The 15,073-nt window shown below is 64.6% G+C and carries 17 protein-coding genes; 1 reads left to right on the plus strand and 16 read right to left on the minus strand.

Annotated features, from left to right (window positions below):
* Positions 1 to 15 precede the first annotated feature (15 nt).
* From CH273_RS20715 to rpsB, 5 genes are all read right to left on the minus strand, one after another.
* Positions 16 to 915 (minus strand): phosphatidate cytidylyltransferase, encoded by a 900-nt coding sequence (locus tag CH273_RS20715; protein ID WP_052050459.1) that lies wholly within the window; start codon positions 913 to 915, stop codon positions 16 to 18.
* Between the two features lie 52 nt (positions 916 to 967).
* The gene (frr, locus tag CH273_RS20720; RefSeq protein ID WP_032397809.1) at positions 968 to 1,525 is read right to left on the minus strand and encodes a ribosome recycling factor; all 558 of its coding nucleotides are present in this window, start codon (positions 1,523 to 1,525) and stop codon (positions 968 to 970) included.
* A gap of 55 nt (positions 1,526 to 1,580) precedes the next feature.
* On the minus strand, positions 1,581 to 2,309 hold the full coding sequence (gene pyrH, locus CH273_RS20725; protein WP_032397808.1) for a UMP kinase: 729 nt from the start codon (positions 2,307 to 2,309) through the stop codon (positions 1,581 to 1,583).
* A 177-nt stretch (positions 2,310 to 2,486) separates the two neighbouring features.
* Positions 2,487 to 3,311, minus strand: coding sequence for a translation elongation factor Ts (tsf, locus tag CH273_RS20730; protein ID WP_032397807.1), 825 nt, complete (start codon positions 3,309 to 3,311; stop codon positions 2,487 to 2,489).
* A 160-nt stretch (positions 3,312 to 3,471) separates the two neighbouring features.
* On the minus strand, positions 3,472 to 4,362 hold the full coding sequence (gene rpsB / locus CH273_RS20735) for a 30S ribosomal protein S2 (RefSeq protein ID WP_032397806.1): 891 nt from the start codon (positions 4,360 to 4,362) through the stop codon (positions 3,472 to 3,474).
* A 345-nt stretch (positions 4,363 to 4,707) separates the two neighbouring features.
* On the opposite strand from rpsB, the gene CH273_RS20740 reads away from it, so the two are divergent.
* Positions 4,708 to 5,214 carry a M23 family metallopeptidase gene (locus CH273_RS20740; protein WP_032397805.1) on the plus strand — a complete coding sequence of 169 codons (507 nt, stop codon included), beginning with the start codon at positions 4,708 to 4,710 and terminating at the stop codon, positions 5,212 to 5,214.
* Between the two features lie 3 nt (positions 5,215 to 5,217).
* On the opposite strand, the gene CH273_RS20745 is transcribed toward CH273_RS20740, so the two are convergent.
* The 11 genes from CH273_RS20745 to rplS form a co-directional block, all read right to left on the minus strand.
* Complete coding sequence (locus CH273_RS20745) at positions 5,218 to 6,396, minus strand: MinD/ParA family ATP-binding protein (protein WP_306436896.1); 1,179 nt, start codon at positions 6,394 to 6,396, stop codon at positions 5,218 to 5,220.
* A 208-nt stretch (positions 6,397 to 6,604) separates the two neighbouring features.
* Positions 6,605 to 7,531 carry a tyrosine recombinase XerC gene (locus CH273_RS20750; RefSeq protein WP_032397804.1) on the minus strand — a complete coding sequence of 309 codons (927 nt, stop codon included), beginning with the start codon at positions 7,529 to 7,531 and terminating at the stop codon, positions 6,605 to 6,607.
* A gap of 69 nt (positions 7,532 to 7,600) precedes the next feature.
* Positions 7,601 to 8,383 (minus strand): siderophore-interacting protein, encoded by a 783-nt coding sequence (locus tag CH273_RS20755; RefSeq protein ID WP_032397803.1) that lies wholly within the window; start codon positions 8,381 to 8,383, stop codon positions 7,601 to 7,603.
* A 95-nt stretch (positions 8,384 to 8,478) separates the two neighbouring features.
* On the minus strand, positions 8,479 to 9,600 hold the full coding sequence (gene dprA / locus CH273_RS20760; RefSeq protein WP_032397802.1) for a DNA-processing protein DprA: 1,122 nt from the start codon (positions 9,598 to 9,600) through the stop codon (positions 8,479 to 8,481).
* Entirely contained in the window at positions 9,597 to 11,102 is a 1,506-nt protein-coding gene (locus CH273_RS20765; RefSeq protein ID WP_032397801.1) for a YifB family Mg chelatase-like AAA ATPase, read from the minus strand. The genes dprA and CH273_RS20765 overlap by 4 nt, the downstream gene beginning before the upstream one ends.
* The gene (locus CH273_RS20770; protein WP_032398354.1) at positions 11,102 to 11,458 is read right to left on the minus strand and encodes a YraN family protein; all 357 of its coding nucleotides are present in this window, start codon (positions 11,456 to 11,458) and stop codon (positions 11,102 to 11,104) included. Before CH273_RS20770 ends, CH273_RS20765 begins: the two co-directional genes overlap by 1 nt.
* A gap of 346 nt (positions 11,459 to 11,804) precedes the next feature.
* Entirely contained in the window at positions 11,805 to 12,149 is a 345-nt protein-coding gene (locus CH273_RS20775) for a histone-like nucleoid-structuring protein Lsr2 (protein ID WP_032397800.1), read from the minus strand.
* Positions 12,150 to 12,576: 427 nt separating this feature from the next.
* On the minus strand, positions 12,577 to 12,882 hold the full coding sequence (locus CH273_RS20780) for a DUF2469 domain-containing protein (RefSeq protein WP_008717288.1): 306 nt from the start codon (positions 12,880 to 12,882) through the stop codon (positions 12,577 to 12,579).
* Positions 12,883 to 12,919: 37 nt separating this feature from the next.
* Positions 12,920 to 13,681 carry a ribonuclease HII gene (locus CH273_RS20785; RefSeq protein ID WP_082073708.1) on the minus strand — a complete coding sequence of 254 codons (762 nt, stop codon included), beginning with the start codon at positions 13,679 to 13,681 and terminating at the stop codon, positions 12,920 to 12,922.
* The gene (gene lepB / locus CH273_RS20790; RefSeq protein WP_032397798.1) at positions 13,678 to 14,454 is read right to left on the minus strand and encodes a signal peptidase I; all 777 of its coding nucleotides are present in this window, start codon (positions 14,452 to 14,454) and stop codon (positions 13,678 to 13,680) included. Before lepB ends, CH273_RS20785 begins: the two co-directional genes overlap by 4 nt.
* A 184-nt stretch (positions 14,455 to 14,638) precedes the next feature.
* Positions 14,639 to 14,980, minus strand: a complete 342-nt coding sequence (gene rplS / locus CH273_RS20795; protein ID WP_027496692.1) for a 50S ribosomal protein L19 — start codon at positions 14,978 to 14,980, stop codon at positions 14,639 to 14,641.
* Positions 14,981 to 15,073 lie beyond the last annotated feature (93 nt).

Genomic DNA, 15,073 nt, shown 5'->3' on the forward strand with positions numbered 1-15,073 from the left:
CGGACAGCAGTCCGCTCAGAGGAGCACGGTGAACACGAGCCATGCCACGAACGCCGAGGGCAGCAGCGAATCGAGCCTGTCCATGATGCCGCCGTGGCCGGGCAGCAGCGTGCCCATGTCCTTGATGCGAAGATCACGCTTGACCTGCGACTCGATCAGATCGCCCAACGTGCCGGTCACCACGAGCACCACACCGAGAAGGATGCCGATCAGCGAGTTGGCCTCGAGAATGAGCGTGACGGTCAGCAGACACCCGATGATGCAGAAGATGAGAGACCCGACGAGCCCTTCCCAGGACTTCTTCGGGCTGATGGCCGGTGCCATCGGGTGCTTGCCGAACAACACACCGGCGATGTAACCGCCGACATCCGAACAGACGACTCCGATCACGAACACCAGGATGCGTCCTGCCCCGTTGTCCTGCAGCACCATCAGAACGGCGAACGAGGCCAGGAGTGGCAGCCAACAGGCCACCAGGACGGTCACGGAGAGTTCTTCGAGGTAGTTCTTCGGTGCTGTGCCGAATCCTTGGCGCAGCAGCAGCCACACCATGCAGACCACGACGGTTCCGACCGCGGCACTGAGTACGCCGACCGCCCCGAACGGCCAGCCCAGCCAGATCATGGCCTGCCCGCCGAGAATCAGTGGGATGCGCGGAACCAGCACACCGCCCTCACGCAGGCGCTTGGACACCTCGTACGTCGCGACGGCCAACGCAACCGCAACGACCCCGATCCACACCAGCGGGACGAACACGAGCACGAGAATCAACCCGATACCCAAACTGCCGCCGACGCCGATCGCGGCAGGCAGATTACGGCCGGCTTTCCCGGCGGACTTCGCTGCGGCGACACCGGACGAGGCAGCGGGCGTACCGCTGCCCTCCTGCCGATCCGGTCCCACCACTGTCGTCATCTCCTCGAAATTCATCGTCGTCCGTCTCGAAAAAGCAGCTGTCGAGGTCGAGTCAGACCTCCATCAGCTCGCCCTCTTTGCGCTTGACGAGTTCGTCCACGGAGGCGGTGTACTTCGCAGTGGTCTTGTCCAGATCGTTCTCGGCGCGGACGACCTCGTCCTCGCCTGCCTCGCCGTCCTTCTGGATCCGCTTGAGCTCTTCCATCGTCTTTCGGCGGACGTTGCGAATCGACACCTTTGCGTCCTCGCCCTTGCCCTTGGCCTGCTTGACGAATTCGCGGCGACGTTCTTCCGTGAGCTGCGGAACTCCGATCCGAATGAGGTTGCCGTCGTTGGTGGGATTGACGCCGAGGTCGGAGTTGCGAATAGCGGTCTCGATGGGTCCGAGCTGGCTGGACTCGTACGGCTTGATGACCACCAGGCGCGCTTCGGGGACGCTGATACTGGCCAGCTGAGTGATCGGCGTCGGAGCACCGTAGTACTCGATGACGATGCGAGAGAACATTCCGGGGTTGGCACGTCCGGTGCGAATCGAGGACAGATCGTCACGCGCAACCGATACGGCCTTTTCCATCTTCTCTTCGGCATCGAAGAGAGCTTCGTCAATCACGATCTGTCCTCCATCGTCTTCGTCTTCGATTCGCTCGCGTCACCGTCGGCAACGATCACGACGTGACCAGCGTGCCGATCTTCTCACCGGACACAGCGCGAGCGATATTTCCCTGAATCAGCAAATTGAACACCAGCATCGGCATCTGATTGTCCATGCACAGACTGAAGGCCGTCGCGTCGGCAACCTTGAGTCCCTGTTCGATGGCCTCGCGATGCGTGATGGTGTCGAACATCGTCGCATCGGGATCGAGGCGCGGATCGGCCGAGTACACGCCGTCGACTGCCTTGGCCATCAACAACACCTCGGCACCGATTTCCAGGGCACGCTGCGCAGCGGTGGTGTCGGTGGAGAAGTACGGCATGCCCATGCCGGCTCCGAAGATCACCACGCGCCCCTTCTCCAGGTGCCGTCGCGCGCGAAGCGGAAGGTACGGCTCGGCGACCTGACCCATCGTGATCGCCGTCTGCACCCTGGTGGCGACGCCCTGCTTCTCCAGAAAGTCCTGCAGCGCAAGACAATTCATGACGGTACCGAGCATGCCCATGTAGTCCGAGCGAGACCGGTCCATGCCGCGCTGCTGCAGTTCCGCACCACGGAAGAAATTGCCACCACCGATCACCACGGCGACCTGAACCCCGGTGGCCACCACCTCGGCGATCTGTTCGGCAACGTTGTTCACGACATCCGGATCGAGACCGACCTGGCCGCCTCCGAACATCTCCCCACCCAGTTTGAGCATCACGCGGCGGAACCCGGGACGGTCAGGGGCCGGATCGGTCATAGCTCTCCTCGGTACTCGTCGAACACTACGGTTTCCTCTTGGATCATCCTGCCCTATCGAGGCCCGGGCGATGGACAGGGCTCCTGCATGCACACCCACCTGCCCCGCGCACGAGCGATGCCGCCCACTCGATGGAATCGAATGAACGGCATCGCCTCGACCGAACCGGTACGCAGACTAGCTGGCACCGACCTCGAACCGTGAGAAGCGCGTGATGGTCACGCCGGCCTCGTCGAGAATGGCCTTGACGGTCTTGTTGCCGTCCTGCACCGACTTCTGCTCGGTGAGAACGACGTCCTTGAAGAATCCGTTGACGCGACCTTCGACGATCTTCGGCAGCGCCTGCTCCGGCTTGCCTTCTTCGCGAGCGGTCTCCTCGGCGATGCGACGCTCGGCGGCAACGAGATCCTCGGGGACCTCGTCGCGCGTGACGTACTTGGCCTTGAGGGCCGCGATCTGCATCGCGGCGGCACGCGCAGCATCGCCCGCGGCATCGCCGTCACCGGTGTACTCGACCAGCACGCCGACGGCAGGCGGCAGGTCCGCGCTGCGCTTGTGCAGGTACGTCGCGGTGTTGCCGTCGTAGGACACGACGCGGCGCAGTTCGAGCTTCTCGCCGATCTTGGCCGACAGCTCGTTCAGAGCCGTTTCGACGGTCTTGCCGTTCAGGTCGAGCGCCTTGAGGGCGTCGACGTCGGCAGGCTTGCCTGCTGCAGCCGTCGACGCGACGGACGCGGCGAACGTCTGGAACTCGTCGTTCTTGGCCACGAAGTCGGTTTCGGAGTTGATCTCCACGAGCACTCCACCCTCGGCGACGACGAGGCCTTCGGCGGTGTTGCGCTCGGCGCGCTTGCCGACGTCCTTGGCACCCTTGATACGCAGGTACTCGACGGCCTTGTCGTAGTCGCCGTCGTTCTCGGCGAGCGCGTTCTTGCAGTCCATCATTCCGGAGCCGGTGAGCTCACGGAGCCGCTTGACGTCGGCGGCAGTGTAGTTCGCCATCGTGGGCGAGCCTCCTCAAAAGTCTGGGTACGGGCGTTGACGAAAAATGCTGTTCTCAGGGCGTGATCGACGAGCTCGCAACGGAGCCGGACCGATCACAACCCTGACATACCGAAGCGGCCCCGGCCCACCCCTGAGGGTGAACCGGGACCGAATTCGATCAAGCCTGAGCGGCCGGTGCTTCTTCTGCAGCCGGTGCTTCTTCTGCTGCCGGTGCGTCGGCGGCCGGAGCCTCTGCTGCCGGGGCGTCCGCTGCGGGAGCGTCGGCTGCCGGTGATGCCTGTGCGAGCTGCTCGAGCTCCCACTCGGCGAGGGGCTCGCCTGCGCCGACCTCGGGCTTGGCGTCGGACGCGGTGTTCTGACCCGCGCGGGCCTGCACACCCTCGGCCACTGCGGATGCAACGACCTTGGTCAGCAGCGCTGCGGAACGAATGGCGTCGTCGTTGCCCGGGATCGGGTAGTCGACCACGTCGGGATCGCAGTTGGTGTCGAGGATCGCGATGACCGGGATCTTCAGCTTGCGCGCCTCGCCGACGGCGATGTGCTCCTTGTTGGTGTCGACGATCCAGATGGCCGAGGGAACCTTGGCCATGTCCCGGATGCCACCGAGGGTGCGGTCCAGCTTGGTCATCTCACGCGTGAGCATGAGGATTTCCTTCTTGGTGCGACCCTCGAAGCCACCGGTCTGCTCCATGGCCTCGAGCTCCTTGAGGCGGAGCAGACGCTTGTGGACCGTCTGGAAGTTGGTGAGCATGCCACCGAGCCAGCGCTGGTTCACGTAGGGCATACCCACGCGAGTTGCTTCAGCGGCGATGGACTCCTGCGCCTGCTTCTTGGTACCGACGAACAGAACCGTGCCACCGTGGGCGACGGTCTCCTTGACGAACTCGTAGGCCTTGTCGATGAAGGTCAGAGTCTGCTGCAAGTCGATGATGTAGATGCCGTTGCGGTCGGTGAAGATGAATCGCTTCATCTTCGGGTTCCAGCGACGGGTCTGGTGTCCGAAGTGTGTGCCGCTGTCGAGCAGCTGCTTCATTGTTACTACAGCCATGGCTGAAGAACTCTCTTTCGATGGTGCGGTTGACGCAGAGTGTCGGTGACCTCTGCCCTGGCGGCCGCTGAAGTTGCCGGACCCGACATCACGAAGATCTCGGGACCGCCGACAACCGGTTCTCGTATCGTCGATTCTGCGCAAGGCAGACGATGCGATGGAAGCGGACGCGCGAAGTCGACCCGTGCACGCACAGGCCGCAGTACGAGTGTAGACCTGCCATCGCCCCCGTCATAACCAGGCCCGTCTGTCAAGAGTTTCCGAGACCTGTGGACAAAGAAATCCCTTGTCCACAAATCTCCTCCACGGTCGTTCGGTCGGCCCGATCCAGGAGATGGTCGACGGGTGAACGTCTGCCTCCCGCGCCGCACTTTCGCGGTGTGCCTCGCGACCGCGGTTGCACTCTCGACGCCGGTCGCATCGGCACAGCAGGGCACATTCGCCTGGCCGCTGCAGCCGAGGCCGCAGGTCGTCACCCCCTTCGACCGCCCGGAACAGAATTGGCTGCCCGGCCATCGCGGTGTCGACCTCGCCGCACCGGAAGGCCGATCGGTACTGGCCGTCGCCGACGGCACCGTGGTGTTCGCCGGGTCGGTCGCGGGAAAGCCCGTCGTATCGGTGGATCATCCGGGCGGACTGAGATCGACGTACGAACCGGTGGTGGCCTCGGTTGCCGCCGGCGCGCGTGTTCGGCGAGGGACCGTGCTGGGTTCGTTGGCGTCGGGGCACGAGAGCTGTCCGTCGACGTGCCTGCACTGGGGCGTCAGACGTGGCCGCGAGTATCTCGATCCCACGGCGTTGGTGCGCGTGAGTCCGATCAGGTTGAAACCGCTCGACGAGGACGGCAGATGATCGTCAGCGCTGTGGGCCGGAGTGTCTGCCGGACGCCGCGGGAAAGTCGTCGGCCACCATGGCAGCGAGTTCGACGAACGCGCTTCGAGTCTGGGGGCGCAACTGGTCCAGATCGACCACGGCTCCCTCTGCGAGGTGTTCGTCGAACGGAACCACCAGCACGGCGCGACAGCGCTCGAGGAAGTGCTGCTGCAACAAGTTCATGTCCACCGCCGACGAACCCGGGCGAACCGAGCTGATCACCACCACGGTGCGCTCGACCAGATGGCCGTAGCCGTGCAGCTCCAGCCAGTCCAGCGTCGCGGCAGCACTGCGAGCACCGTCGACCGCAGGCGAGCTGACCAGAACCAGCGCGTTCGCCAGTTGCAGCACCCCGTTCATCGCCGAGTGCATGATCCCGGTACCGCAATCGGTCAGGATCAGGTTGTAGTACACCTGCAGCATGTCGATGACGGCGCGGTAGTCCTGCTCGCCGAACATCTCCGACGCGGCGGGGTCACGTTCGCCGGCCAACACCTCGAGTCGACTCGGTGCCTGCGAGGTGTGCTCGCGGATGTCGGAGTAGCGACGAATGTGCGGTGCCGCGGCCAGCAGATCTCGCACGGTCGACGACGTCTGACGCGGAACTCGCTCCCCCAGAGTGCCGAAGTCGGGATTTGCGTCGACAGCGATGACGCAATCTCCGCGCAGGGAAGCGAAAGTCGAGCCGAGGCCCAGCGTGGTCGTTGTCTTGCCGACACCACCCTTGAGCGAGAGGAACGCGATCCGGTAGTCGCCGAGCACCGGCTGCCGAATGCGTTCGACCTGGTTTCGGTACCGCTCTTCGGCCGTCGATTCTCCGGGGCTGATGACCCCGCCCGTGAGCCGGTGCACCCCGCGCCGCCAGCCCGAGCTCGACGCTCGCTTGGGGCGCTTGAGCAACGAATCCGCGCCCAGCTCCTGACTGTTGGGGCGGTAGGCGTTGGGCGCTCCCGACCACGGTTGCGGCGACCATCGATCGGGCTGCGCTCGAGCATCCTCGGTGTACGGCGGCGCCGGCAGATACCGGTCCGGCTGCACCGGCGGTGGCCCGGGCTCGAGCGGCACGGGAGGGTTGTACCGCGGCGGCAGGGGCTGCCGGTCGCCCGAGTCGGGCGTCTGCCACGGTGGTGGCTGCCGAGGAGTCGAGCGAGGTGCAGACATCGAATCCGACGATACGGGCCTGTCGCCGGTGTCGCGTGCGTCGTCCGACCGACCGTCGGGACTCCGTCGGTCGGCGGAAGAGCCGTTACGGACATGCATGGACCACGTCTCCGAAGTACCTTGCGGTCGGTCGCGGTCCACGGTCCCCCGTATTCGGTGTCGTCAGTCGGACACGACGCTACCAAACGTTGTGCCGCCGACGCTCGGCTCAGGCTCGGGGATGCGCCTGATCGTGCACGGCCCGCAACCGTTCGACCGACACGTGAGTGTAGATCTGGGTGGTCGCCAACGACGCGTGACCGAGCAGCTCCTGCACCACTCTCAGATCGGCTCCTCCCTCGAGGAGGTGAGTTGCCGCGGTGTGACGTAGGCCGTGCGGACCGAGGCTGGGACCACCGGGGACGGTCTCGAGTACCGCGTGCACCGCCGTTCTGGCCTGCCGTTGATCGAGCCGTCCACCTCGACGTCCCAGCAGCAGGGCCGCACCGGATCGATCACAGACCAGTTCGGGTCTGCCGCTGACCAGCCAGTTCTCGATTGCATGTGCCGCCGGCGCACCGTACGGAGCCGAGCGTTCCTTGTTGCCCTTGCCGATGACGCGGATCAGGCGGCGATCGGTGTCCACGTCGTCGACGTCGAGGCCGCACAGCTCCCCCACCCGCACTCCGGTCGCGTACAGCAGTTCCACGATGGCCCTGTCCCGCAGCGCGATGGGATCGAGCTCCGCGGCACCCGATTCGGCAGCGGCCAAGGCCTGCGCCGCCTGGCTGTGGCGAAGAACACCGGGCAATGTGCGATGGCCGGCCGGGCCGGCCAGGCGTTCCGCCGGTGCTGCTGTCACCGCTCCCACCCGCTCGAGCCACTTCCCGAAGGTCCTCGCCGACGAGGTTCGCCTCGCCATCGACGTTCTGGCCGAGCCGGCTGCAGAGTGCGTGGCCAACCACGAACGCACCGCGCGGAGGTCGAGGTCGGCGATGCTCGCATCCGGAGAGGACTCCGCGAAGTGCGCGAGCAAGGAACGCGCATCGGAGACGTATGCCCGGATGGTGTGCTCCGATCGCTCTCGACCGAGTCGCAGGTGCTCGGCGAATTCCTCGACGTGAATCTCGAGGTGCGGCGGCAGCGAATCGGTCATCGACTCAGCTTGAGCGCCCGCAGGCCGGGCGACAACCGGACACGCCGTCGGAGGTGGTTCGTCGTGGGATCAGGCGTCGACTGCGGATTCGGCCTGTGCGAGTTCGCGCTTCCACACTCGGAACGTCTCCTCGGTTCGGCCGCGACGCCAGTAACCCGAGATCGAGGCCCATTCGGCACCGACCCCCCGCTCCTTGCGGATGTAGGGCCGGATGTTGTGCATGACGGCCTGCGCTTCTCCGTGCACGAAGACCTGCGCCTGCCCGGGCAGCCATTCCGTTTCCTTCACCGCTGCGATCAACGGCGCATTGTCTCCGGCCCGGTCGTCTCCGACCTCGTTCGAGGACGCACCTCGGTGGACCCAGGTCACATCCACGACGGCGAGCGTCTCCATGTAGATCTCGTCGTGCCGGTCGGCAACTTCGATGAAAACCTTGGCGACGGCGTCTTCCGGAAGCGCCTCGACGGCAGCCGAGATCGCCGGAATCGCCGATTCGTCGCCGGCGAACAGATGCCAGTCCGCGTCGGGGCGCGGGGCGTACCCACCGGACGGGCCGTAGAACGACATCTCGTCTCCCGGCTTCGCCCGAGTGGCCCACGGCCCGGCGACTCCTTCGTCGCCGTGCACCACGAAATCTATGGCGATCTCCCGCGCGCCGGTGTCGACCGACCGAACGGTGTATGTGCGCATGATCGGTTCGTCGTCGGTCCCGAAGAACAACTTGACGTAGGCGTCGGTCTCGTCGATCGCATCGAAATCGTCGAAGTTGGCCCCACCCAGGTAGACCCGGTGCATGTGCGGGGTGAGCGCTTCGGTGCGCAGGACGGACAGGGTGGTTTTCTTGCGTGGCACTTCGGACCCCTCTTCGAGCGAACGACGCCGATACCCGATGCATCGACTAAGCATTACCTAACACCCTACCGTTCGGGCTCGAGGTCGTGGTGCGCTCATCCACGCACCACGCGGAACCATCCGGTCTCGTCGCTGGCCACGAATCCGTCCATCTCCAGTACAGGCAGGGATGCACGCACCTTGCTCAGCGGCACACCGGAGTGCTCGGACAACTCTCGACTCGACAACGATCCGGTCGCCGGCAACGCGTCGTAGATCAACAGGGCGGTGTCCGAGAGCGCATCGGTCTCGCGAAAGAGCTCGGGCCGAGACTCCTCGGGCGACCCGAGTGCGCCCGCCTCGGCGACCACGTCGTGAGAGCTCGACACGAGCACGGCCTCGCCCTCTCGGATCATGCGATGACAACCCGTCGAGGTGGGTGAGGTGACCGGACCGGGTACCGCGAGCACCGGACGGCCTAGTTTGGCTGCCCACGCCGCCGTGTTGCGTGCACCGCTGCGCCACCCGGCCTCGACGACCACCACAGCCGATCCGAGTGCCGCGACGAGCCTGTTGCGAGCGAGGAAGCGATGCTTCGCCGGGGTCGTGCCCGGCGCATATTCGCTGAGAACCAGTCCGCGAGCAGCGATCTGCCGCAACAGCCGCGAATGGCCCGCTGGATACGCACGATCGACACCACAGGCGAGTACCGCCATCGTCGTCCCCTCGACTCCGAGAGCCGCTCGATGTGCCGCGGCATCGATGCCGAAAGCCGCTCCCGAGATGACGGTCCAGCCGTCGAGCGCCAGATCGGACGATATCTCCGCCGTCACATGATCACCGTAGGGACTCGATGCGCGTGTCCCCACGATGGACACCGATCGCTCTGTGATCGTAGCGACCGGACGAGTTCCCAGCGCCCACAATGCAATCGGTGGACAGGTGTCCACCCCTGCGGTCATACCCGGTCCGTCGAATCCGAGGAAGCGCCACGCCGGCCACTCGTCGTCGTCCGGGGTGATCAATCGGCCTCCGAGCGCAGCGATGTGATCGAGGTCTGCTGCCGCAGTGTCGAGGTGGGCGCGAACCGCGAGCCGCTCCCCCAGCCCACCGGCCCGCACCGCTGCTGCCGTCGATTCGGGACCGTGAGCTGCAGCATGATCGACCACCGGTCGATGCGGGCCCTGCGCCACGCGGGAGAGATACGCCCAGGCCAGTCGTCGCGAGTCGTGTGTCATGCCACTCCCCTGTCCCTGAAGTCCAACGCGGCTCCTACCTCGTCGGCACCGGGGACCGCGCCGCCGGCGAGATCGTTCAGCGTCCACGCCACCCGAATGGCTCGGTCTGCGCCGCGCGCGGTGAGCGATCCGTTGCGCAACGCCCGCTCGACCGGAGCGAGCGTCGAGCGCGCCAATCGAAATCGTTGGCGCAGAGCGGGTCCCGGCACCTCTGCATTGGTCCTCCACCCGAACTCCCGCCACCGCTCCGCAGCGGCGTCCCTGGCCCCGGTCACGCGTGCGCGTATCTCGCTCGTACCCTCCCCCACGTCGTCGACCAGTGCGCCCGTCGCCACACCCATCATCTGTATGCGCAGATCGACACGGTCGAGCAACGGCCCGGACAGCTTGCCGAGATACTTGCGCCGCGCTGTGGGCGGGCAGACACAGTCCACTTGTCGCGCCGGCGCACACGGGCACGGATTGGCTGCGAGAACCAACTGAAATCTGGCCGGGTACCTGGCAACACCGTCGCGGCGAGCAATGCGAATCTCACCGTCCTCCAACGGAGTACGCAATGCCTCGAGTACCCGAACGCTCATCTCGGCGCACTCGTCCAGGAACAGGACTCCCCGATGTGCTCGGCTGACCGCTCCCGGTTTGGCCATTCCGGTTCCGCCCCCGACCAAGGCACTCACCGAGGTCGAATGGTGTGGCGCGATGAACGGCGGCGACGTGATCAGAGGCCGCGCCGTGGTCAACAGACCCGCCACCGAGTGAATGGCTGTCACTTCGAGCGCTTCCGATTCGGTCAGCGGCGGGAGAATTCCCGGAAGCCGTTGCGCGAGCATCGTTTTTCCTATTCCCGGCGGCCCGGTCAGCATGATGTGATGCGCGCCCGCAGCGGCGACTTCCAGGGCCCATCGCGCATCGGCCTGTCCGGCGACATCACTGAGATCCGGGTAGGCCTGCTCGTGCCATTCGGTCGGGACGGGCGACTCGAGGGCCTGCTCACCACGAAGCCACGCCACCACGTCCCCGAGCGAACCCGCACCCAGCACCTCGATTCCGTCCACCAGACCCGCCTCGGGTAAGCACTGCAGCGGAACGACCACCCTCTGCCACCCCGCACTCTTGACCGCGAGCACCCCGGGCAGGACCCCACGAACTGCGCGCAGCCTGCCATCGAGTGCCAACTCACCCAGAAATACGGTGTCGGACAGGCATCCGCGCGGAATCGCCTTCGCGGCATCGAGAACCGACAACGCGAGCGCAAGGTCGTACACCGATCCGCCCTTGGGCAACGTCGCGGGTGACAGCGCGAGAATCACCCGACTGTCCGGCCAGGTGCCACCCGAATTCTTCACGGCGGCTTTCACGCGATCACGCGATTCGTTGAGAGCAGTGTCGGGCAACCCGACCAGATGCGTACCGGGCAGGCCCTGCCCGATATCTGCTTCGATTTCCACCAGCACACCGTCGACCCCGTTGACCGCCACCGAATGCGCTCTCCCGAGCGGCATCAGAATGCCGACCGAACGTGCGTGACGACCGGTTCGTCGTGCGGACCGACCACTATCGCGATCACGTCGAAGCGGATCTGCACCCACGGTCCCTGCTGCAGAGAGAGCCACCGCAGCGCGAGCCCTCTGATCCGAGTCCGTTTCGCGTACGTCACCGCTTCGGCGGGCGTTCCGTAACCGATTCCCGATCGGGTCTTCACTTCGACGAACACCACTGTCTCGCCCTCGCGCGCAATGATGTCGAGTTCACCGGTTCGATGCCGCCAGTTCCGCTCGACCACATCCAGGCCGATGTCCTCGAGATAACGCACCGCGAGTTCCTCACCGCGCGCACCGAGTTCCTGGTTGGTTGCCATGTCCGCCATTCCTCCACTCTCCGACCGCTCAACGCGGTCGATTCGGTCGCCTCGACGGTGGCACGACCCGGAAGAGCAATAGCGAAGAAAGCGCAGGTGGACGATTGCCCTGTGGACAACTGTTCGGCTGGGGAACAACGGTCCGATCATCAGCGGCGATTCAACCGCTGTGTCGGACGGCCGTGCTAGGGCTCGAGCACGTCCGAGTTACCGGCCGAGAACTGACCCGACAAGCAAAAAGCTCCGTCCGGATTCGGACGGAGCTGATGCGGTGTATCGGTACGACGGCGAAAGTACCGATACGAAAACGGTGCCGAGACCTCGCGCCTCGGTTCGAGAAGAACGGTCAGTGAGCAGCCTCGTAGGCCGCCTGCACATCCTGGCTGATGCGGCCACGGGCACTGACCTCGTGGCCGTTCTCGCGCGCCCACGCTCGAATATCCGACAGATCGACCTTGCCGCGAACCGGTGCTGCTCCAGCGCCGCCCTTACGGGTGCGGCGGCCGGAAATCTTCTCGGCATGCTCGATCCAGAATGCCAACTGTTCGTGCAATTCGTTCGCATGCTTGAGATTCAAATCGATGCGGTACTGGTTTCCACCGATGCCGAATTCGATGGATTCACCTTGGCCTTCTTTGATGACCGAACCGTCTACATCGTCGATCATCTGCACAAGTGTCTTGCGTGCCATCTCGTACCTCTTACACGTCTGGGGGATGTGATATTCAAGTTGTACCACCCATTCTCGTTTTCACGCAAAGAACTGCAAGCGTTTCGCGACGTGTCGAATCGACGAATATCGGTGCAGAAATTCGACGGTTTTTCGAGTGAGTAATCGCTGATATCGAACAACCCTGTTGCGCAATCGTTTTCACCTGCACTACCCACCTGCACCGTTCGACGCAGAACAAATCTTCGGGACATCGAACACAGAAACAGAACATGCGGACCGATTTGGCCGGGTGTCCAGCTTTTCGTCCGGCAATACGATCGGAACTTCGACGATCGATTCGAATCAGGCGGTTCGCAGCCGGTCCCTCCGAGCCGGATGTGCGGCACGTTCACTCGAGCCCGATGTTCGGGCCGCTCGGCCACGCCGCACCGTCGGACGAGGAGAGCTATTCCGGCAGGCGAAGATCTGGTTTGTCCAACTCTTCGATGTTGACGTCCTTGAAGGTGATCACCCGGACATGCTTGACGAATCGGGCGGGGCGATACATGTCCCACACCCACGAGTCGGACATTCGCAATTCGAAGTAGATTTCACCGTCGGCGTTGTGCGGAATGAGTTCGACGGAGTTCGCCAGATAGAACCGACGCTCGGTTTCGACGACGTAGTTGAACTGACCCACGATGTCCCGGTACTCGCGATACAGCGAGAGCTCCATCTCGGTTTCGTACTTTTCGAGATCTTCGGCACTCATCGGTTTCTTTCATCCTCCAGTCGGGCGTGAACTGCAATCATCGCGTACCGGCGTCGCCGCAGTCCATTCGCCCCAGGGCGTCGACGGCGTCACGAGAGAGCCCTGCGGCCGCCGCTGCGACATTCGCGTAGGACATTCGATGTTCGCAGCTCGGGCCGAGGGCGATCATCGCGGCGGAATGTGCGCGCGTGCTGTACCCCTTGTGCACGGCGAATCCGTAGCCGGGAATCGACTCGTCCATCTTCACCATCGATCGATCCCGGGAGACTTTCGCCAGCACGCTCGCCGCGGCGATGCACGCCGCGGTGGCGTCGCCGCCGATCACCGGTAACGACGGAACCGGAAGACCGGGTACTCGAAAGCCGTCGGTGAGTACGTAGCCCGGGGTCATGCCGAGCCCGGCAACCGCGCGTCGCATTCCCTCGATGTTCGCCACGTGGACTCCGATGCGGTCGATCTCGGCCGCATCGATCGACACCACGCTCCATGCCAGTGCCAGCCTCTGGATCTTGGGAAAGAGTTCCTCGCGTCGTCGCTCGGTCAGCTTCTTCGAGTCGTCCAGGTCCGCGAGAGCGGCATGAGCCCGCGCACCGAGAACACACGCCGCAACGGTCAGTGGACCGGCGCATGCTCCTCGTCCCGCCTCGTCCACTCCAGCGACCGGTCCGAGACCGTTGCGCTCGAGCGCGGATTCCATCGTCCGTAGGCCTGCCGCTCGGCGGATGACCGGACGCGGCGGCCACGACGACCGAGTCAGGGTTGCGCGCGCACGCGGCGCACGCCTGGGGGTCGAAGTCATCGACCTTGGATGTCAGGAGAATCCAGGATGCCGGTTCGTGACGGCGGCAGCGCGATGAACACGGCCTTACCGATCACGTTGTCGAGGGGAACGGTGCCGGTGAGCTCGTCGGTGACGTGATACCGGGAATCCCGCGAGTTGCTCCTGTTGTCACCCATGACCCAGATGTTGCCCTCCGGCACGGTGACGGGGTCGAAGCACCGTCCGGACTTCAACTCGGTGTCGCACGTCATCGTCCCCGGGGTGAACGGGAAATCCATCTGGATGTACGGCTCGTCCAACGGCTGTCCGTCGACGAGGACTCGACCCTGGTCGTCGCAGCATTCGACGGTCTGACCGCCGGTGGCGATGACGCGTTTGACCAGATCGTTCTCGTCGGGAGCGACTACGCCGATCAGCGAGCCGACTTCCTGTGCTCCCCGAATCACCGCGTTGTCGGACCGTTGTGACACGAATTCGTCGTTCCACGAATCCGGGCCGCGGAAGACGACGATGTCGCCGGGCTTCGGGTCGCCGAACCGGTATCCGATCTTCTCCACCACGATGCGGTCACCGGTGCAGCCGGTGCAGCCGTGCAGGGTCGGCTCCATCGATTCTGACGGGATCAGATAGACCCGGGCAACGAATGTCTGGAGCAGAAAACTCAGTACCAGCGCTACCAGAATGAGAATGGGAAGCTCACGCCAGAACGATCGGGGCTTGCGTTCCCGACGCTTCTTCCGTGAAGACTCGTCGTCGGGCTCGTCGGTTGGATCCTGTGGGGACTGCGTCACGTGATCAGGTTAGCCGGAACCGTCGCCCGCACGGCCGGACGGTGTGCGCATGGGCGGTTCGCGGCTGTCGATCCGCTCGCCGGCCGGGAGAAACGTGGGACGACAGCGGGTGGAAAGCACCATGCCGCGTCGCCCTGACGGGCAACGCGGCATGGTGTGAACTGATGTGTCCGGGCGGAACCGGTCAGCGCTTTTCCTTGATCTTGGCGGCCTTGCCACGCAGATCGCGGAGGTAGTAGAGCTTGGCGCGACGGACGTCACCACGGGTGAGGACCTCGAACTGCGCGATGTTGGGGCTGTGCACCGGGAAGGTGCGCTCGACGCCGACGCCGAACGAGACCTTGCGGACCGTGAACGTTTCGCGAACGCCACCGCCCTGACGTCGGATGACGACGCCCTTGAAGATCTGAATGCGCTCCTTCGAGCCTTCGATGACCTTGACGTGCACGTTCAGCGTGTCGCCGGGGCGGAAATCGGGGATGTCGCTACGCAGCGACTGATTGTCGAGAAAGTCCAGAGTGTTCATCGGTTGTGCCATCCTTGCGTTCTGCGCATGAGTAGAGGAACCGAGCGGCTCGCTGATGCAACGGCTCGACTGGTTCGTACTCCGAGTGAGGTC

Origin of the sequence: Rhodococcus sp. 05-339-2, assembly GCF_002258965.1 — a bacterium.
Classification (GTDB): Bacteria; Actinomycetota; Actinomycetes; order Mycobacteriales; family Mycobacteriaceae; genus Rhodococcoides.

Bases quoted from the DNA above. Each gene is read 5' to 3' on its own strand.
- rplS (WP_027496692.1), bottom strand. From the start codon at position 14,980: ATGAACACTCTGGACTTTCTCGACAATCAGTCGCTGCGTAGCGACATC.
- CH273_RS20745 (WP_306436896.1), bottom strand. From the start codon at position 6,396: ATGTCTGCACCTCGCTCGACTCCTCGGCAGCCACCACCGTGGCAGACG.
- CH273_RS20750 (WP_032397804.1), bottom strand. From the start codon at position 7,531: ATGACCGATTCGCTGCCGCCGCACCTCGAGATTCACGTCGAGGAATTC.
- CH273_RS20715 (WP_052050459.1), bottom strand. From the start codon at position 915: ATGACGACAGTGGTGGGACCGGATCGGCAGGAGGGCAGCGGTACGCCC.
- CH273_RS20770 (WP_032398354.1), bottom strand. From the start codon at position 11,458: ATGGCAACCAACCAGGAACTCGGTGCGCGCGGTGAGGAACTCGCGGTG.
- CH273_RS20765 (WP_032397801.1), bottom strand. From the start codon at position 11,102: ATGCCGCTCGGGAGAGCGCATTCGGTGGCGGTCAACGGGGTCGACGGT.
- CH273_RS20780 (WP_008717288.1), bottom strand. From the start codon at position 12,882: ATGAGTGCCGAAGATCTCGAAAAGTACGAAACCGAGATGGAGCTCTCG.
- CH273_RS20775 (WP_032397800.1), bottom strand. From the start codon at position 12,149: ATGGCACGCAAGACACTTGTGCAGATGATCGACGATGTAGACGGTTCG.
- dprA (WP_032397802.1), bottom strand. From the start codon at position 9,600: ATGACACACGACTCGCGACGACTGGCCTGGGCGTATCTCTCCCGCGTG.
- CH273_RS20785 (WP_082073708.1), bottom strand. From the start codon at position 13,681: ATGACTTCGACCCCCAGGCGTGCGCCGCGTGCGCGCGCAACCCTGACT.
- rpsB (WP_032397806.1), bottom strand. From the start codon at position 4,362: ATGGCTGTAGTAACAATGAAGCAGCTGCTCGACAGCGGCACACACTTC.
- tsf (WP_032397807.1), bottom strand. From the start codon at position 3,311: ATGGCGAACTACACTGCCGCCGACGTCAAGCGGCTCCGTGAGCTCACC.
- pyrH (WP_032397808.1), bottom strand. From the start codon at position 2,309: ATGACCGATCCGGCCCCTGACCGTCCCGGGTTCCGCCGCGTGATGCTC.